19 protein-coding genes are annotated in these 16,714 nt (G+C 68.1%); 8 read left to right on the forward strand and 11 right to left on the reverse strand.

Annotated features, from left to right (window positions below; translation table 11 throughout):
- Positions 1-36: 36 nt before the first annotated feature.
- Entirely contained in the window at positions 37-687 is a 651-nt protein-coding gene (locus tag ACWZHB_RS10690) for a tyrosine-protein phosphatase (protein WP_427907783.1), read from the forward strand.
- 24 nt (positions 688-711) lie between these two features.
- Here ACWZHB_RS10690 and ACWZHB_RS10695 read toward each other — a convergent pair whose 3' ends face one another.
- Both ACWZHB_RS10695 and ACWZHB_RS10700 read right to left on the reverse strand, forming a co-directional pair.
- Positions 712-1,518, reverse strand: a complete 807-nt coding sequence (locus ACWZHB_RS10695; RefSeq protein ID WP_427907784.1) for an IclR family transcriptional regulator — start codon at positions 1,516-1,518, stop codon at positions 712-714.
- Positions 1,519-1,631: 113 nt separating this feature from the next.
- A complete protein-coding gene (locus tag ACWZHB_RS10700; RefSeq protein ID WP_427907785.1) occupies positions 1,632-3,875 on the reverse strand; it encodes an ATP-binding protein in 2,244 nt (747 codons plus the stop codon).
- A 203-nt stretch (positions 3,876-4,078) separates the two neighbouring features.
- Here ACWZHB_RS10700 and ACWZHB_RS10705 point away from each other — a divergent pair, with 203 nt between their 5' ends.
- On the forward strand, positions 4,079-4,609 hold the full coding sequence (locus tag ACWZHB_RS10705; protein ID WP_427907786.1) for a pyridoxamine 5'-phosphate oxidase family protein: 531 nt from the start codon (positions 4,079-4,081) through the stop codon (positions 4,607-4,609).
- Between the two features lie 125 nt (positions 4,610-4,734).
- The gene (locus ACWZHB_RS10710; RefSeq protein WP_427907787.1) at positions 4,735-5,379 is read left to right on the forward strand and encodes a DUF4097 family beta strand repeat-containing protein; all 645 of its coding nucleotides are present in this window, start codon (positions 4,735-4,737) and stop codon (positions 5,377-5,379) included.
- 214 nt (positions 5,380-5,593) lie between these two features.
- Here the strand turns inward: ACWZHB_RS10710 and ACWZHB_RS10715 are convergent, their stop codons facing one another.
- Entirely contained in the window at positions 5,594-6,205 is a 612-nt protein-coding gene (locus tag ACWZHB_RS10715; RefSeq protein WP_427907788.1) for a TetR/AcrR family transcriptional regulator, read from the reverse strand.
- A 95-nt stretch (positions 6,206-6,300) separates the two neighbouring features.
- Between ACWZHB_RS10715 and ACWZHB_RS10720 the strand changes: the two genes are divergently transcribed.
- Both ACWZHB_RS10720 and ACWZHB_RS10725 read left to right on the forward strand, forming a co-directional pair.
- Complete coding sequence (locus ACWZHB_RS10720) at positions 6,301-6,981, forward strand: CatB-related O-acetyltransferase (RefSeq protein WP_427907789.1); 681 nt, start codon at positions 6,301-6,303, stop codon at positions 6,979-6,981.
- A gap of 5 nt (positions 6,982-6,986) precedes the next feature.
- Positions 6,987-8,159, forward strand: a complete 1,173-nt coding sequence (locus ACWZHB_RS10725; protein WP_427907790.1) for a macrolide family glycosyltransferase — start codon at positions 6,987-6,989, stop codon at positions 8,157-8,159.
- Positions 8,160-8,315: 156 nt separating this feature from the next.
- Here ACWZHB_RS10725 and ACWZHB_RS10730 read toward each other — a convergent pair whose 3' ends face one another.
- A complete protein-coding gene (locus ACWZHB_RS10730; protein WP_427907791.1) occupies positions 8,316-9,092 on the reverse strand; it encodes a helix-turn-helix domain-containing protein in 777 nt (258 codons plus the stop codon).
- A 114-nt stretch (positions 9,093-9,206) separates the two neighbouring features.
- Here ACWZHB_RS10730 and ACWZHB_RS10735 point away from each other — a divergent pair, with 114 nt between their 5' ends.
- On the forward strand, positions 9,207-9,644 hold the full coding sequence (locus ACWZHB_RS10735; RefSeq protein ID WP_427907792.1) for an SRPBCC family protein: 438 nt from the start codon (positions 9,207-9,209) through the stop codon (positions 9,642-9,644).
- A 74-nt stretch (positions 9,645-9,718) separates the two neighbouring features.
- On the opposite strand, the gene ACWZHB_RS10740 is transcribed toward ACWZHB_RS10735, so the two are convergent.
- From ACWZHB_RS10740 to ACWZHB_RS10750, 3 genes are all read right to left on the reverse strand, one after another.
- Complete coding sequence (locus ACWZHB_RS10740; RefSeq protein ID WP_427907793.1) at positions 9,719-10,957, reverse strand: MFS transporter; 1,239 nt, start codon at positions 10,955-10,957, stop codon at positions 9,719-9,721.
- Between the two features lie 55 nt (positions 10,958-11,012).
- A complete protein-coding gene (locus ACWZHB_RS10745; protein ID WP_427907794.1) occupies positions 11,013-11,984 on the reverse strand; it encodes a helix-turn-helix transcriptional regulator in 972 nt (323 codons plus the stop codon).
- Positions 11,985-12,118: 134 nt separating this feature from the next.
- Complete coding sequence (locus ACWZHB_RS10750) at positions 12,119-12,400, reverse strand: hypothetical protein (protein ID WP_427907795.1); 282 nt, start codon at positions 12,398-12,400, stop codon at positions 12,119-12,121.
- A 378-nt stretch (positions 12,401-12,778) separates the two neighbouring features.
- Between ACWZHB_RS10750 and ACWZHB_RS10755 the strand changes: the two genes are divergently transcribed.
- Positions 12,779-14,230, forward strand: a complete 1,452-nt coding sequence (locus tag ACWZHB_RS10755) for an amidase (RefSeq protein ID WP_427907796.1) — start codon at positions 12,779-12,781, stop codon at positions 14,228-14,230.
- A 113-nt stretch (positions 14,231-14,343) separates the two neighbouring features.
- Positions 14,344-14,688: a DUF1330 domain-containing protein gene (locus ACWZHB_RS10760; RefSeq protein WP_427907797.1), complete on the forward strand. Its 345-nt coding sequence runs from the start codon at positions 14,344-14,346 to the stop codon at positions 14,686-14,688.
- Between the two features lie 16 nt (positions 14,689-14,704).
- Here the strand turns inward: ACWZHB_RS10760 and ACWZHB_RS10765 are convergent, their stop codons facing one another.
- The 4 genes from ACWZHB_RS10765 to ACWZHB_RS10780 all read right to left on the reverse strand — a co-directional run bounded on the left by ACWZHB_RS10765 (position 14,705) and on the right by ACWZHB_RS10780 (position 16,680).
- Positions 14,705-15,211: a GNAT family N-acetyltransferase gene (locus ACWZHB_RS10765; protein WP_427907798.1), complete on the reverse strand. Its 507-nt coding sequence runs from the start codon at positions 15,209-15,211 to the stop codon at positions 14,705-14,707.
- Positions 15,112-15,459, reverse strand: a complete 348-nt coding sequence (locus ACWZHB_RS10770) for a site-specific integrase (protein ID WP_427907799.1) — start codon at positions 15,457-15,459, stop codon at positions 15,112-15,114. Before ACWZHB_RS10770 ends, ACWZHB_RS10765 begins: the two co-directional genes overlap by 100 nt.
- Positions 15,449-15,904, reverse strand: a complete 456-nt coding sequence (locus tag ACWZHB_RS10775; RefSeq protein ID WP_427907800.1) for a hypothetical protein — start codon at positions 15,902-15,904, stop codon at positions 15,449-15,451. Before ACWZHB_RS10775 ends, ACWZHB_RS10770 begins: the two co-directional genes overlap by 11 nt.
- A 149-nt stretch (positions 15,905-16,053) precedes the next feature.
- Entirely contained in the window at positions 16,054-16,680 is a 627-nt protein-coding gene (locus ACWZHB_RS10780) for a TetR/AcrR family transcriptional regulator (RefSeq protein WP_427907801.1), read from the reverse strand.
- Between the last annotated feature and the right edge of the window lie 34 nt (positions 16,681-16,714).

Consider the following 16,714-nt stretch of genomic DNA (forward strand, 5'->3'; position numbering starts at 1 on the left):
CCTGGCGGGACGGCCACATCATTACCGTCGCTGCACGTGAAAGCAATTCGTACCAAACGCTCCGTCGTCTCCGTATTGACCACCGCCCTGGCCGCCATCGCTCTCGGCGCCACTGTCGCGCTGCCGTCGGCACCCGCGGCCGCGGCGCCGAGCACCGGCGGCCAGATCGCCTTGCACGGGGCGGTCAATGTCCGTGACCTCGGCGGTTTCCGCACCTACGACGGCGCCACCGTCAAGTCCGGCAAGGCGATCCGGGCCGACGCCCTGTCCGGACTGACCGACGCCGACGTCGCCATCTTGGGCGCTCGCAAATTGTCCTCCGTCGTCGATCTGCGTACCCCGGGGGAGGTGCAGTTCATGGGTGCCGACCGGCTGCCCGCCGGTGTTCGGCTGGTCGCGCGCCCGATCGACGACACCGGACTGTTCACGAAGATGATGCAGGTCATCCAGTCCAAGGACCCGCAACGCCAGCAGGAAGTGCTGGGGAACGGCGGCGCCGAGACGATCATGCAGGGCGTCTACGCGAGTTTCCTGTCCGCGGAGTCGCGGGCCGCGTTCGGCGCCACCGTCCGCGAACTCGCCGCCACCGACGGCCCGCTGCTCTACCACTGCACCTCGGGCAAGGACCGGACCGGTTTCCTCACCTATGTGGTGTTGCGCGGTCGGTGTGCCCGAGCGGGCTCGTAGCGAGTCGGCTGCCCAGTGCCCTGGTCAGGGCTGGCGCCGGTGACGGGGTGTCGCCGTCCGGGCGGCCTCGTCGGCGACATCGACGAGAATCCGGGCCAGCCGGCTCGTGCCGGGGGCACGGGTCCCGCCGACCCGGCCCGACAGCGACAGCGCGGCGATCCCGGTACCTGCCCGGATCGGCACCGCGACACAGACGACACCGGGCAGCGCTTCCTCGCGGTCGACGGCGACTCCCCGATGGCGGCGGACCCGATCCAGTTCGCTGTGCAGTTCGGCGCGGTGGCCGATCGTGTGGGGGGTCGGCTGCGGCAGCCGTTCCCCGAAAGCCAGTTCGATGACGCTCGGTCGCAAGGTGGCCAGTAGGGCCTTGCCGACGGCGGTGCAGTGCGCGGGCACCCGGCCGCCGAGGCGGGTAGGGATGCTGTCGCCGCCGCGGCCGACGGCTTTGTCGATGACGAGCACCTCGGGGCCGTCGAGCACACCGAGGTGCGCGACCATGCCGGTGCGCTGGCACAGCTCGTGCAGCAGCGGTCCCCACGCATCGCGGATCTCGTTGTGTTCGATGGCGAGTCCGCCGAGTTCCAATGTCCTGGTGCCGAGGCGGTAGCCGCCGGGTGCGTGCGCCAGCCAGCGCAGCCGGATCATCTGATCGATGATGCGGTGCACGCTCGATCGGGGTAAGCCGGTGCGTTCGGCCACGTCGAGCAGGGTGCGCACCGGCGCGGGTCCGTCGAAGGTGTCCATGATCAGCGTCATCCGTTCGATCATCGATACCGGTGTGTGGCCGATGTGCGCCACCGACCGGGGCGCGAAGCGCTCATCGACCGTCATGCATCACCTCACTGCAGTTCGCTGTGCCCTCGGCATCACCTTGCCGTCATCGCGGCGCGCGGGAATCGCGGAAACTACGGAGATCTCGCGTGGCGGCTACGGAGATGACGCCGTCACACGGTGCTGCGGCTGACCCAGGTGGCGATCTGGGTGCGGGAGGTGAAGCCCAGTTTGGTGAGGATGTGGTCGACGTGGCTCTCGGCGGTGCGGACCGAGATCACCAGGTCTTGGGCGATCCGGCGGTTGCCGTAGCCGTGGGCGATCAGCCGCGCGACCTCGCGTTCCCGGCGTGTCAGCACGTCGAGTCCGGTCGGTTCGCCGTCGGCGACCGCCTGCGGTGCGGTCTGCATCGCGTAGTGGACGGCGTCCTCGATCGTCAGCGCGGCGCCGGCGTCGAAGCATGCGGTGAATTCCCGCTCGCCGAGTGCGGTCTGGACCTGCTCGCGGACTCGCTGCCCGATGAGCTGGGTCATCGCGTGCGCGAGCCGCTGCGAACTGCCCCGGCGGATGGCCGATGCCGCGCCCATCAGCCGCGCGGCGCGCTCGCGGTCACCGTCGGCAGCCGCCGCCCAGGCCAGGCCGTCGACACTGGTGGCGATCCAGGCGCAGCGGTCGAAGAGCTGGAACAACTCGATCGATCGGCGCAGCGCGGCGACCGCGCCACGCTGGTCACCGGCACGCCGCCGCTGGGTACCGACCGCCCACTGGGCGAGCCCGCCGAGCAGGTGGGAGCCGTGCTCGGTGGTCAGCGCTTGCAGTTGTTCGGTTATCGCACCGGCGATCGGGTCGTCGAGGGCCAGCGCGCACACGGCGGCGAACGCCAGGCTCTCCATCTCGACCCGCGGGTGGACGCACTCACGTGCGCATCCGGAGACCGCCACGGCGATGTCGAGCGCACCGCGCAGATCGCCGGACCCGAAGACCAGCACGGCCCGCGCCATCTCGGCTTCGGCCTTGACCTGCGCCGACCCGGATTCGACGGCGATCGCCGCGCTGGCCATGGCGAATTCCGCCGCCTGCTCGGTCTCGGAGCGCATGGCCGCGATCACCGCGGACGCGGCCAGCGCCCTGGCTCGGTCGACGGTGGGCTCGGTGTTGTTGGCCAGCGCCTCCGAGAGCCAGCGGTATCCCTCCAGCAGGAGGTGGCAGTGCTCCCAGAACGGCCACAGCTCGGTCGCGATCTCGAGGGCGCGCCGGGCGCCGGCGGGATCGTCGAGACAGAATTGCAGTGCGGCACGCAGATTGGCGTGTTCGCGGGCGACATCGGCGAACCAGCCCTGATCGGCGGCGTTCCAGTATTCGCCGCGCCCGCGCCGCGCGAGCCGGTAGTAGTACTCGCGGTGGGCGATTCGGAAGGCGTATTCGTCCCCGCGCGCCCGCAACCGGTCGCGGGCGAACTGGCGCAGCGGTTCGAGCATCGTGTACCGGCCGGTGCTGTCGGCGCCTGGTCCGTAGGTCAGTACCGACTTGTCCACCAAACCGGTCAGCGCGTCCAGCAGTGTGTGCGGGTCACCGAGGTGGCAGACCGCTTGCGCGGCGTCGAACCCGGCACCGCCCGCGAAGACTGACAGCTGTTCCCACAGGCGTTGCTCGTCGGGTGTGCACAGGTCATAGCTCCAGCGGATCGCCGAGGCCAGGGTCTGCTGGCGCTGTGGCGCGGCGCGGAGCCCGGTGGTGAGCAGGCCCATGGCGTCGTCGAGGCGGGCCAGGACCTGGTCGGGGGTGAACATCCGCAAGCGCAGCGCCGCCAGTTCCAGCGCGAGCGGGATGCCGTCGAGTCGTCGGCAGATCATGGCCAGGGTCGCCGCGTTGGCCGCGCTGCGCCGGAAGGTCGGGTCCGCGGCGGTGGCGCGGTCGACGAGAAGCCGGGTTGCCGGGCTGTCGAGTTCGGCGTGTTCGGGGTCGGGCACCGGCAGTGGCGCCACCGGCAGAATCTGTTCGCCGGGCACGCCGAGCGGCTCGCGGCTGGTTGCCAGGATCCGCAGTCCGGTGGTCGCGGGGATGAGCTGGTCCGCGAGTGTCGCGCAGGCGCCGATCACGTGTTCGCAGTTGTCCAGGATCAGCAGCAGATCCGCTGCGGCGAGGTGCTCGGTGAGCGCGGCCTGCGGTGCAGTGGTGTCATCGCGCAGCCCGAGTTCGCGTGCCACGGTAGCGGCGACCAGGTCGGGGTCGCTGACGTGGGCCAATTCCACCAGCCACACACCGTCGGGAAATGCCCGCCGCACGACCGCGCCGACACGTCTGCTCAGCCGGGTCTTACCGACGCCACCCACCCCGGTCAGGGTGAGCAACCGGGTTCCGCCGAGCAGCTTCCTGGCTGCCGCGACATCGTCGTCGCGTCCGACGAAGCTCGTCACTTCCGCCGGGAGGTTCCCCGCAACACGCCTGCCCACGCCCTACTGTCGCACAGACTGATTCGTCGCACACCCAGTCTGCGGTGGTGGGCCCCGCGCGGGTTCTGGACTCGAAACCGGTGGGCGAAAGATGACAGAAGATGTCAAGGTTGTGGTCGAGGATGGGTTTCGTCGGTTGGCACACCACGGATAGATAAGGGCCCTCCTTGCGCGAAACTCCGAAAGATCTCGCCGAGCTCCAGATACTTCTCGACTCCTCGCTCGCCAGCTCCACATCGCATCTGCGGTCGATCATCGATGAGCAGAACACGCTGACCGCGGCGGGGCTCACCCAGATCCTCACCGGTATGTGCACCCTGGCGCTGTCCACCGTGACGGCGAAGGGTGAGCCACGTATCAGTGGTGTGGACGGTCATTTCCTGCACGGGCGGTGGCATTTCGGCACGGCGCGCACTGCCGCGAAGGCCCGCCATCTCGCGGCGCGGCCGGCGGCGAGCGTCGCGCACATGCGTGGCGAGGACCTGGGTGTGTTCACGCACGGGACGGTCGAGATCCTCAACCCGCAGGGCGGTGAGCCGGCCGCGGACTGGCCGGAGCTGCGCGCGTACTTCGAGGACTTCTACGGCGCCGACGCGTTCGACTGGGACAACGAGGTGGTCTACTACCGGCTGCATCCGCACTGGATGGCGGTCTACGCCCCCGGCGCCACGAGGCTCGCCGGGGAGTCTCGGTCCTGACTTTCGGGCTGCGCGGAAATCGCGGAAATCAAGGGTTGCGCTATACGTATACATCTACTTATAGTGAGAGCACGCAATGTACGTATACATCTACGTATAACGAAGTTCGCAACCTAGGAGTCCAGATGCCCACTTTCCAGACACCGCAGCCGATCGCCGTCGCCGTTGATGTGCCCTGTGGCGACGTCACCGTCATCGCCTCCGACCGCACCGACACGGTGGTCGAAATTCGACCGGCGGTCGCGTCCAGCAAGGCGGATGTGCGTGCTGCCCAAGAGATCCAGGTCGAGTTCGTCGGCGGCAAGCTGACGGTCGAGACTCCGAAGAAGTGGAAGACCATCAGGCCGTTCGGCGGCACTGCGACGCTCTCGGTGACCATCGAGGTGCCCTCGGGTTCCGTTCTCGACGCGACCCTCGCGATGGGTCGGCTGGCGAGTGTCGGCGAATACGACCAGTGCGACCTGGAGGTCGCCGCCGGCGACATCGTGGTCGAGCGTCCGCGCGGTTCGGTGACCGCGAAAACCGCCAAGGGCAACATTCGCGTCGACGATGCCGCGCGTGGGGTACTTCGGCTGGAGACGTCGATGGGTGACCTGGAAGTGGGGATCCGTCGGGGCAGCGCGGCCCGGCTCGAGGTCAACGCCATGTACGGCAACGTGCAGAACCTGATGGATCCGGTGGATCAATCGCAGGAGAGCGGCGATGTCGTGCAGGTGATCGCACGCAATCTCTACGGCAACGTCGTTATCGGGCACGGAGCCCTCGTGTAGCGGTCAAAGCTGTTGTGGCCGAAGCTATTCGCGTGCAACATCACCGGTGACCGACCGGCAGCACACGGTAGCAACCAGTGCCCGACCTCGAGCATCGCGGCAGCCGCAGACCATCTCCGGATGATCTGCGGCTGTCCTGGCGTGAGTTCGTCGAACAGCGGCACAGCGATTGGCGCTCTGGTGATTCCGGTGCCGCGCGGAATCCGGAGGCAAGTCACGTGGTGAATGCACCCGCCTCCGCGGCGAGCGCGGCGGTGACTGCTGCTCGGTCGGGTAAGTAGGGGTCGGGTGGGGTGCGTAGGAGGACCAGGTGGTGGTAGATGGGGGCGGTAGCGGCGATGAGCAGGGCGCGGGCATCGATGGCGGTGGGGAGCTCGCCGCGCTGAATCGCGCGGTCGACGATGATCTCGGACTGGGCGTACCGGTCGTCCCATAAGCGCCGCAGCGCTCGGGCGGCTTCCTCGGATCGGAACGAGACGGCGATCAACGCCAGCGCGAGCGATGGTTCCTCGGCGAAGGAGTCCTGGATCTCGTGGTTGAGCGCGGCGAGGTCGCCGCGGAGGGAGCCGGTGTCGCGGGGGTGCCATTGCTGGTCGGTGGCCGCGTCGAAGAGGTCGGCGAGCAGACCGCCGACGTTGTGCCAGCGGCGATACACCGTCGCGCGGTGCACTCCTGCGCGGGCGGCGACGGCATCCATGGTGAGTGCGTCGTAGCCGTGCTCGGTCAGCTCGGCGGTGACAGCGTCGAGCACCTGGGTTCGGATGCGGGCGGTTCGCCCACCTGGTCGGCGGCCGGCCGAAGCGAGGGCTTGCGGTTCGGAACTCATTGTCGGGCTGTCCGATCGCTTGACGGGCGAGGTTATCGACGTAAGCTTAGTGCGACAGTTGTCGTTTTAGGAAGTCGTGCGCGGCTGGACGACTCATGCGCCGAAGGAGTTTCGCTGTGCCCCACGAATCCGCACCCGTTCCCGCGGACCCGACCGTTGTGCACCCCATGCCCGACCAGCCACGAGTCGTGCTGCTGAAGCCGTTGGTCACCTCGCCGCTCATCGAGGTCGGCGAGTACTCCTACTACGACGACCCCGACGACCCGACAGCGTTCGAAACCCGCAACGTTCTCTACCATTACGGCCCGGAGAAACTGATCATCGGAAAATTCTGCGCGCTGGGCACCGGAACACGGTTCATCATGAACGGCGCCAACCATCGGATGGACGGCCCGTCGACCTTCCCGTTCCCCACCATGGGCGGATCATGGTCGAACCACTTCGACCTGCTCACCGGGCTGCCGGGTCGAGGCGACACGGTCGTCGGCAACGACGTCTGGTTCGGCAACGGCGCGACGGTGATGCCCGGCGTGCGGATCGGCCACGGCGCGATCATCAGCACCGGCTCCGTCGTCACCGGTGACGTCCCCGACTACGGCATCGTCGGCGGAAACCCCGCCCGTCTCATCCGCACCCGCTACGACGACCGCGATATCGCCCGATTGCTGGCGGTGGCGTGGTGGAACTGGCCCGCCGAACACATCACCGCCCACGTGCCCACGATCATGTCCGGCAGTATCGACGACCTCGAAGCCGCCGCCGAATCTTTGAAGTGAGCGAAATGCCCTCTCGCCCCGCCCATATCGCGATGGTCGGCATCCCCATCGTCAGCCATGTCCTGCCGAGCCTCGAAGTCATCCGTGAGCTGGTGGCTCGCGGCCATCGCGTCACCTACGCCAACGACCCGGCGGTCGCCGACCTGATCACCGGGGCCGGCGCCGACCTGATTCCGTGCACGTCGTTGTTGCCGGTGGCCGACAACAACTGGCCGCAGGACCCGGTCGCGGTGATGAACCTGTTCCTCGACAATGCGCAACTCGCGCTTGCCCCACTCCGCGCGGCCTACGACGCCGACCCCGCCGACCTCTATATGTACGACATCGGCGCCTATGCCGGACGTGCCCTCGCCGAATCACAGAATCGCCCGCTGCTCCAGCTCTCGCCCACCTTCGTCGCGTGGCAAGGATACGAACAGGACGTGGTGGCACAGGTCCGGCAACTGCCCGGCGCCGACACCTTCCAGGCGAGATTCGCGCAGTGGCTTGCCGACTGCGGCGCGACGACCACTGATGTCGACGAATTCTCCGGCATGCCCGCCGACACCGTGGCTCTGATTCCCCGGGCGATGCAACCTCATGCCGACCGAGTCGACTCGGGCACAGTGACATTCGTCGGCCCGTGTTTCGATACCCGCCGATCAGCGGGCTGGATCCGCCCGGCTCGTGCGGGGAAGGTGCTGCTGATCTCTCTGGGCTCGGCCTACACCCACCGACCGGAGTTCTACCGCCAATGCCTACAGGCTTTCGGTAACTTGCCCGGCTGGCACATCGTCCTTCAGATCGGCAAACACACCGACCCCGACGAACTCGGCGACATCGCCCCCAATGTCGAAGTGCACTCCTGGGTGCCTCAGCGGGCAATCCTGGAACAGGCGGACGCCTTCATCACCCACGCCGGCATGGGTGGCTGCGGTGAAGGGCTGTCAGCGGGCGTCCCGATGATCGCCGTGCCCCAGGGCGCGGAGCAGTTCATGAACGCGGATCGACTCGTCGAACTGGGCGTGGCCTGCCGCATCGACACCGAAGACGCCACCGCCGAGAACCTGCGGGCGGCCCTGCACGACCTGATCACCGATCCCGAGGTTGCCCACCGCTCCGCGCAACTGAGCGCCGACGCGAAAGCCGAAGGCGGGACCCTGCGCGCCGCCGACCTCATCGAAAAGATGCTGGACTGAAGATGACGCAATCGACGTGCTGAACATGCACTGACCGCCGGTTCACATGGGCCGCCGATGAACCGAGCTGTGCACGCCCACGGTTGCCGTGCTGGGTCGGTTACGGGAGGGGTACCTAGGCCGGGCGGTGCGCGGTGTCGCCGAGAGTCCGGCTCGTCACGCTGAGGGGGTGAGTAATCGGCGCAGCGCGACAGGGGTGTGGCCGAGGTGCGCACGGATGGTCCGAGTGAGGTGGGGCTGGTCGGCGAAACCGAGGTCAGCGGCGAGATCGGCGAGGCCGGTTTCGCCATCGGTGAGCCGGTCGATGGCGTGGCCGACGCGAACTCGGTTGCGGTAGTGGGTCACCGAAACACCCATCTGCTGGGAGAACGCCCGGCTCAGCCGATACGGCGAGACCATCAGCAGTCCGGCCAGCGACCGCAACCCGGCAGCTTCGGCGGCACCGGTGAGGATCGCGTGGCGCGCCGCGGTGACCATCGCCCGATCGGCGGGACGTGGGCGCGGAGTCGACCGGCCGGTGGCGGCGGCGACGAGCCGGAGCAGTTCCTCGGTCAGCGCGTAGTCGATATCACCGACCGTGGCGGCACCAAGCAGCCTGCGGTGGGCCAGTTCGACGCGCGCGTCGATGTAGACCGCGCGCGCGACCATCGGCCCGTCCCAGAACTCGGGCGCGATACTCACCGAGGTGCACACGTCGCCGCCGGCGGGGTGAGCGAACCGTTCTTCCTCTCCGGGAGCGCCCAGATAACCGAGGGTGGGATCGAGGTCGGCGTCGACCCCGTCGGCTCGGCGCCGGAACCTGCCGCGCCGCACGAGCACAAGCCGATGCTCGCCGCAAGGCTCCGGCGCCGACCATCGGGTGTGGTCGGCACGGCACGTCACGGCGGTCACGGTGAAGTCCGCCCGTGCGGCAACGGGAACGGCGCACAACATGCGATGACCGTACGCCGAGGCTACGACACATCGGCCCCGCAACAATCTTCAAGACCGGGGGCAGGTCCGGACTGAATGCTGGGTGGGCACCGACCCACACCGAGGAGCGACACCATGGCATCTGTTCACAAGGAATTTCACGTCGACGCCACACCGGACCAGGTCTGGGATGTGCTGCGTGACTACGGCGCTGTGCACGAACGGCTCGTACCGGGGTTCGTCACCGACACCCGACTCGACGCCGACACCCGCACAGTCACCTTCGCCGACGGCACCGTCGTCGCCGAACGCCTCGTCGACCTCGACCCGGTGAGCAGGCGTGTCGCCTACACCGTCGTCGGCGGGAGTCTGCACCCCTCCCATCACCACGCCTGGATGCAGGCGCTGCCGGAGGCCGAGGGCGGGACGCGGTTCGTCTGGCACACCGACGTGTTGCCCGACGCGCTCGCCGCGTCGATCGCCGAGTTCGTCGAACACGGTGCCACGGTCATGCGTACGGCACTGGAAGCGGCGGCGACACAGTCACGTGGCGTGCACGAGGTCACTCGGTAGCCGTGCCCGAGTTCGCGCCGGAGCGCGGAGGGCGGGCGACCGAGGATCCTCGCCGCCCTCCGCCAGCGTGTAGATCACCGCTCGCTGTGGACAGCCGAAACATCGTGTGCGACAACCGGACTGCCGACGAGTGGGCGATCGGCCAGGGCGACAATGCCCGCTGCGGCCGTCGCCGCCGCGGCGGAAGCGACCAGCCCTGGCCAGCCGAACCAGCCGATCGCGGCCGCGCCGAACGCCGTGCCCAGACTGCCCCCCACGAAGTAGACCGCCATATAGGCGCTGTTGAATCGTGCCGGAGCCGATGAATCGATGGCCAGGACCGCACTCTGATTGGCTACTTGCGCCGCGAACAGTCCGGCATCGAAGAGACCGAGACAGATCAGCGTCACCGCAATGTTCGACAAGGCAACGCCCAAGCCCACCACCGAGGTGAGCGCAAGCGCGAGCCCGACCAGGATCACCCTCCGGTGGCCGACCCGATCGGTCCAGTTCCCGGCGATCCGCGTCGCGACAACACCTGCCAGACCGGCGCAGGCATACAGACCGATCCGCTCGGGGGAGTAGGAGTACGGCGGCTGCGACAGTGCCACCGCGAGGCCGGCCCAGATCGCACAGAACGCGAAGAACCACAGCGCACCACGCGCTGCCGCCCAGCGCAGCGCCGCGAAGCGCGCGAAAAGTCCCGGAATTCCCCGCAGCGTATCCAGATATCCGCAACCTGCCCGGCCGCGCACCGCGGGCAGGACCGAATACGACACCACCGCCACCACGACGCAGGGCACCGCGAAGACCAACAGCATTGCTCGCCAGCCGATCACCTCGGTGAGCCACCCGCCGACAATGCGTCCCGCGAGAATTCCCGCCGAAATGCCCGCGGTGACGATCCCCAGGATCGTGGCCTGCCGATGCGGCCCCGCGAATCGCCCAGCCACCGAACTCAGCTGAGCACCGACAGCCGATCCTGCCCCGACGACACCGAGGACAACCCCGAGCACCCACGACGAACCTGCCACCGCCCCGGCGGCCGAGGCGATCGCCAGCACCGCGAACTGCGCCGCCACCACAGTCCGGGGCGCGAACCGGTCCACCAGCGGCACCAGCAACACCAACCCCGCCAGATAGCCGATCGGCCCGCACGCCAACGCGGTACCGATCACCGCCGCGGAGGTGTCCAGTGACCCCGCGACCTCGGCGACGGCGGGGTGGAGCAGGTAGACACTCGCGGTGGCGAGCGCGGCGGCCAGCGCCATGAACCACACGACCGATGTCCGCAACACCGCGCTCGACATCTTCGGAATCCGTTCGCTTTCCATGCACCGACGATAGGAATCCCGGCACCGTCGGTCCGGCGGAAAACAGACGGCACCGTCAGTCCGCCGCCGCGTCGCGGTGCGCGACGGCCGCGGTGACTCGCTCGGCGAGCGCACGGAGGTGGTCGATGAGTTCGGGTGGTTCGTGTACCTGGAATCCGAACCCGAAAAGCCCGGTGTAGACGGCTATTTCGTCGAGTGAGTTCGAGCCGGTGTGCAGCAGACAGTGTCCGTCGTCGATGGCTTCGATGACCCCGACCGTCGGCGGGATGCGATCGGCCGCCACAGCCGCCGACGCCTCGAGCGTGATGCGGGCCCGATACCGGTAAGCGGAGGTGCTGACACCGCGCGACACCCAGCCGGCCAAATCGACCTCGGGTGCCTCGCGCGCGGTGAAGCGTGGCCCGTTCGGGATGCGCGGTTGGAGTCGATCGACCCGGTAGGTGCGCCAATCCTTCTTCTCGACATCCCAGCCGACCAGATACCAGCGGCGCCCGGTATGGACGAGTCGGTGGGGTTCGGCTGTGCGCCGGATTTCGGTGCCGTCGTGGGTGCGATAGTCGAAACGGAGCTGTTCGTGGTCACGGATCGCGGCGGCGATCGCGGTCAGTACATCCGGGTCGACCGTCGCGGTACCGGCGGGCATCGTGACGGTCGCGGCCTGCAACGCCGCGACCCGCTGTCGCAGTCGTGACGGCAGGATCTGCTCCAGTTTCGCCAGCGCCCGCAGCGAACTCTCCTCGATCCCGGTGACCGATCCGCCCGCGGCCGTACGCAGCCCGAGGACGACGGCGACCGCTTCGTCGTCGTTGAGCAACAGCGGTGGCAATCTGGCGCCCGCGCCCAGCCGGTATCCGGCGGTGCCGGCCACCGCGTGCACCGGGTAGCCGAGCGTGCGCAGCTTGTCGATGTCGCGGCGAACCGTGCGAGCGTCGACCTCCAGGCGTTCGGCCAGGTCGGCGCCGGTCCACATCCGGGGTGTCTGCAGCAGTGACAGGAGTTCGAGGAGTCGAGCCGAAGTTTCCAACACACTTCGCATTCTCCCCGCCTGCTAGGACAGTGACTGTCCTAGCAGGCTCGTAGCGTAGTCGGACTGGCAGGAGACCAACGCCGAGCCCCCGGAAGATCAGCTTCCGGGGGCTCGGCGTGGAGTGTTCGCCTGGGCTATTTCCAGGACGGCAGGCAGCCGGCGGCGCGCAGACGCGACGCGAAGCCGGTGTCGACGCTGCTGCTCGAACCGGTAGCGGAGCCGGTGGTGGCACCGGTGAACGCGGCGGCGAGTTCACCACCGAGCCCGGCACCGATCGAGCACCCGAGCAGATTGAGGTCGATGGTGATGATCTCGTTGGGCTCCGCGGGGTTGTCGGCGGCACTGGCCGGGCCTGCGAGGCAGGCGATGGAGGCGGCGACGGCGAGCGCGACGGCACCGGCTTTGACAGAACGCATGTTTCTCCTGGCGGTTGGATCGGCGAACTCCCGGTGCCGATCAGCCGTCGGACGACAGTCGGCACCGCGGCAGTGTGGCCGACCGGTCATGGTGGGGCAAACTCCCCTGATCGACTTACCCACGACGTCGACTGTCGAAAACCTGGTTGTGAAGCAGGTTATGTAGTGAGACATCCATCGCGTTGTGCGCGGCGGAATTTCGTGGCCCGCGCGCACCTGTGCCCCGTGGCGTCGTCGCTGTGAACTGGGATGGGTCAGCTCCGATGGGGGTGCGAATGCGGGAGTTCCTCAGTGCGGGTGAGCTGTTCGACGTCGCTGGTGGCTACCGGCGACTCGCGTGCGATCGCGAGCCCGAAACAGGTCGGTACGGTCGGATTCATGGAATGGAGCTTTCAGTCGGCCGAAGAAATCGTCGCTGCGCTGCGGGCCGGTGCGGTGAGTTCGGTGGAGGTGACCGACCAGGCGATCGACCGCATCGAGCGCGACGACAAGGCGATCAACGCGATCTGCGTGCGGGATTTCGACCGCGCGCGCGAGGCCGCACACCGTGCCGATCAGGCCCGCGCTCGTGGCGAGGATCGACCGTTGCTCGGGATTCCGGTGACGGTCAAAGAGTCCTACAACATCGCCGGGCTCCCCACGACCTGGGGCATGCCGCAATTCGCCGACTATTGCCCGCCCGACGACGCGGTGCAGGTATCGCGGCTCGCGGCCGCGGGCGCGGTGATACTCGGCAAGACCAATGTGCCGTTGGGACTGCAGGATGTGCAGAGCTTCAACGAGATCTACGGCATCACCAACAACCCCTGGGATCACACGCGCACGCCGGGTGGATCCTCCGGCGGGTCCTCGGCGGCGCTGGCTTGCGGATTCGGCGCGCTGTCGATCGGGTCCGACATCGGCGGTTCACTGCGCACGCCCGCTCATTTCTGTGGCATCTACGCACACAAACCGACACTCGGGCTGGCCGCGACCCGCGGTATGGTCGCGCCGCCCGCGACAGCGTTGCCGGTCGATCTCGACCTCGCGGTCGTCGGCCCGATGGCGCGCACCGCCCGCGACCTCACGCTCCTGCTCGACGTTATGGCCGGGCCGGACCCACTGACCAGCGGCGTGGCGTACGACCTGGCGCTGCCGCCCGCGCGTCATGAGCGACTCGCCGAATTCCGTGTCCTGATCCTCGACGAGCATCCGCTCATCCCGGCCGGGTCCGCGGTGCGGGCCGGGGTGAACCGGGTGGCCGACGCGCTGGTCGATGGTGGCGCCCACGTCGAACGACACAGTGCGCTGCTGCCCGATCTCGCCGAATCCGCGACGGTCTATGCGCGGTTGCTGTTCTCGGGCGCGGCCGCGCGGTATCCCGTCGAAGCCTACGAGCAATTGCGGACCCGGGCCGCGGCGGTGAGCGCGGACGATCAGCGTCTCGATGCGGTGCGGCTGCGCGCGATGGTGCTCACCCACCGCGACTGGATCGAGGCGAACACCAGTCGCGAACTCCACCGCGCCGGCTGGCGGCGACTGTTCACCGAGTTCGATGCCGTCGTGTGCCCGGTCACGCCCACTCCCGCGTTCGCCCACGACCACAACCCCGACCTGCTGGGCCGCCGCATCGACATCGACGGCGTCGACTACCCGTACCTCGACCAGCTCGTCTGGGCCGGCCTAGCCACGATGCCCGGCCTGCCCGCCACCGCCATACCGGCGGGGCGCTCACCCGATGGCCTGCCGGTTGGGGTGCAGCTCATCGGCCCGATGTTCGAGGACCGCACCCCACTGCGGCTGGCCGAACTACTCGAACACGAGATCGGCGGGTTCGTGCCACCGCAGTAGCGCCCAACAAGGGTCTACCTATAGATGACAGATTCGGGATCGGTCTCGGCCACCTAACTTGGTGATCACATCGGAAACGCGAGCACCGAGCCGCTACGGAATCGAGGAGAATCATGACCGCCTACGTCATCGCCAGGTTGCAGGACGCCCCGCTGCACGAGGAGATCGCCGAGTACATCGAGCGCATTCCCGCCACCTTCGAGCCTTACGGAGGCCGCTTTCTCGTGCACGTGACGCCACACGAAGTGAAGGAGGGTAGCTGGGGCGGGGGCATCGTGATGATCGGCTTTCCGGGAATCGACGAGGCGCGCGCCTGGTGGGACTCGCCGACGTATCAGGAGATCGCACCGTTGCGCTCCCGGCACATCGAGGGCGACATCATCCTGGTCGGCGGCGTCCCCGAGGACTACGACCCCGCCGCCACGGCCGAGGCCATGCGTGCCGCGCTGACCGACTGAGGGCAGGCCATGAACATCAGTTGCTCGGTTCGGTGAGCGTGATCCAATAGCGTTGCGCGGGGCCGAGATCGGTATCCCAAACCCCTTCGAAGACGCCGCCCAGGCTCAGGATCGTTCTCGCAGACGCGACGTTGTCGACGGCGCAGACAAGCAGAACACGGTCCATGCCGAGCTGGCTTGCTCGGTCGAGCATGCGGCCGAGTGCCCAGCCGGCGAGCCCGCGCCCGCGCGCCGTCGGGCGGATGCCGAAGCCGATGTGACCGGCCCACTGCGCGTATTCGTCGAGATGGTGACGCAGCGCGATCCCACCCAGGACCCGCTGGTCATCGACAATCCACCGGTAGGTGGTCTGCGCCGACTCATCGACCAGTCGCCCGACCCAGGCTGCAAATCCGGCCGGCGAATCGGCGTCATCCGCTGGTGTCAGGCCGAACCCGTCTTCATGTGCGCCTGCACCCCACTCGGCATGTGCGTCGAGCCAGGCGCGGTGCAGTTGTGTGGTCGGCGAGATGAGTTCGAGCACAACGGGGTTCCGGTAGTAACCGCCGAAAAATCAACGGATATGGCGAAGTTGCGGCCGCCGATCAGCCGGGCGGTGCCCGCGTCCCAGTACACGGTCTCGAGGACGTGTTCGTGGTGAGCGGGCCCGCGGCGGCGGGTGCGAGGTTTGGCGCCCTTGGACTTGACCGGGGCGCTGCGGGCGGCCAGGTCGAGATCTTCGATGTTGAGCTGGAGCAGTTCCTCTGCGCGGGCGCAGGTTTCATACAGCATCCGCCACAGCGTCTTCTCCCGCACGTGGATCTCGCGGCGGGCGATGACCCGGTCGATCGCGGTCCGTGAGCGGACCGCGGTGTCGGAGTGCGGCGGCGTCGACCGCCCGGCCGAGGCCGGGAGCGTCGGTGCGGTCCAGCCCTGCTCGGTGCACCAGCTCAGCCATTTGCCCACCGCGGCGCGCGTTCCAGGTGTTGACCGCCGCGCTGCCCCACAGGGTTTCCAGCGCCGCGCCGATCTCGGCGTCGGTGACCGAGTCCAGGGCACGGCTGTGCCCGATCAGCCCGTCAGAGCCCCGGCCCTCGATCGCGTCGACGGTCTTGACGATCGCGACGCCGTAGGAGCGGCGGGTGTTCGCCGAGCCGATCGTGTCGAGGAACGCCTCGGCGGCGGTGCGCAGGGTGCGCGCCGGCGCAGTGCGCAGCCGGGTCACCTTCGCAGCCATCGGTTCCCCGTCTTCTGCTTGCCCCGGATAACGGGGTCGCTTCGTGTATACGCCGCGACGGGTACACCGCAGGTCAGTCGAGTCTCACGATACCCCGGATAACAGCCCATTATCTGAGGTAGATGGCGGCCACGTAGCGTTCCTGCCACTCATCCCAGAGGCTGTGCGTGGGGATCGCTGCCTTCGGTGCGTGTGATGCCTCGGGTGATGAACGGCAGGACCTGCCGTACCGCGCTGGCCAGTTCCGCACCGTGGGTCAACCGCAGGCGCTGTGTTTCCAGGCAGGCCAGGACCATGTCCGCGGTGGCATCGGGGTCCTGATCGCCGCGGAAGGCTCCGCGGGTGATTCCGTGCTCGATGATCTCGCGCAGCCGGTCACGGATGGGGTTGACGTGGGCGATGAGTGCGGCGCGCTGTTCGGGTGGCAATGCCGTGGCCAGGCTCTGGGCGCTCGATGATGTCAGCGCGAATTCCGAGAGCACGGTGGCGACGACGATCCGCAGATGCTCACGTGGATCGTCGCTGGCGGCCAGTTCCCGGTCGAGCAAGCGCATGTACTGCTCGACTTGGTGGTGCGACCAGGCAAGCAGCAGTGCGGTCTTGTCGCGGTGATAGTTGTAGATGGAACTGCGCGACACCTGTGCCCGTTCGCCGACATCACGTAGCGTGACCTGCTCGTAGCCGCGCTCTGCGAGAAGTTCGTCGAATGCGCGGATGAGGCGCTGTCCGACATCGGTGCGATGCTCGGCCACCGACGAGCTGGTGATTTTCGGCAAAGTTGCTCTCCTTGATCCTTCGGTCCGGGATCAC

This window comes from Nocardia sp. FBN12, assembly GCF_054031145.1.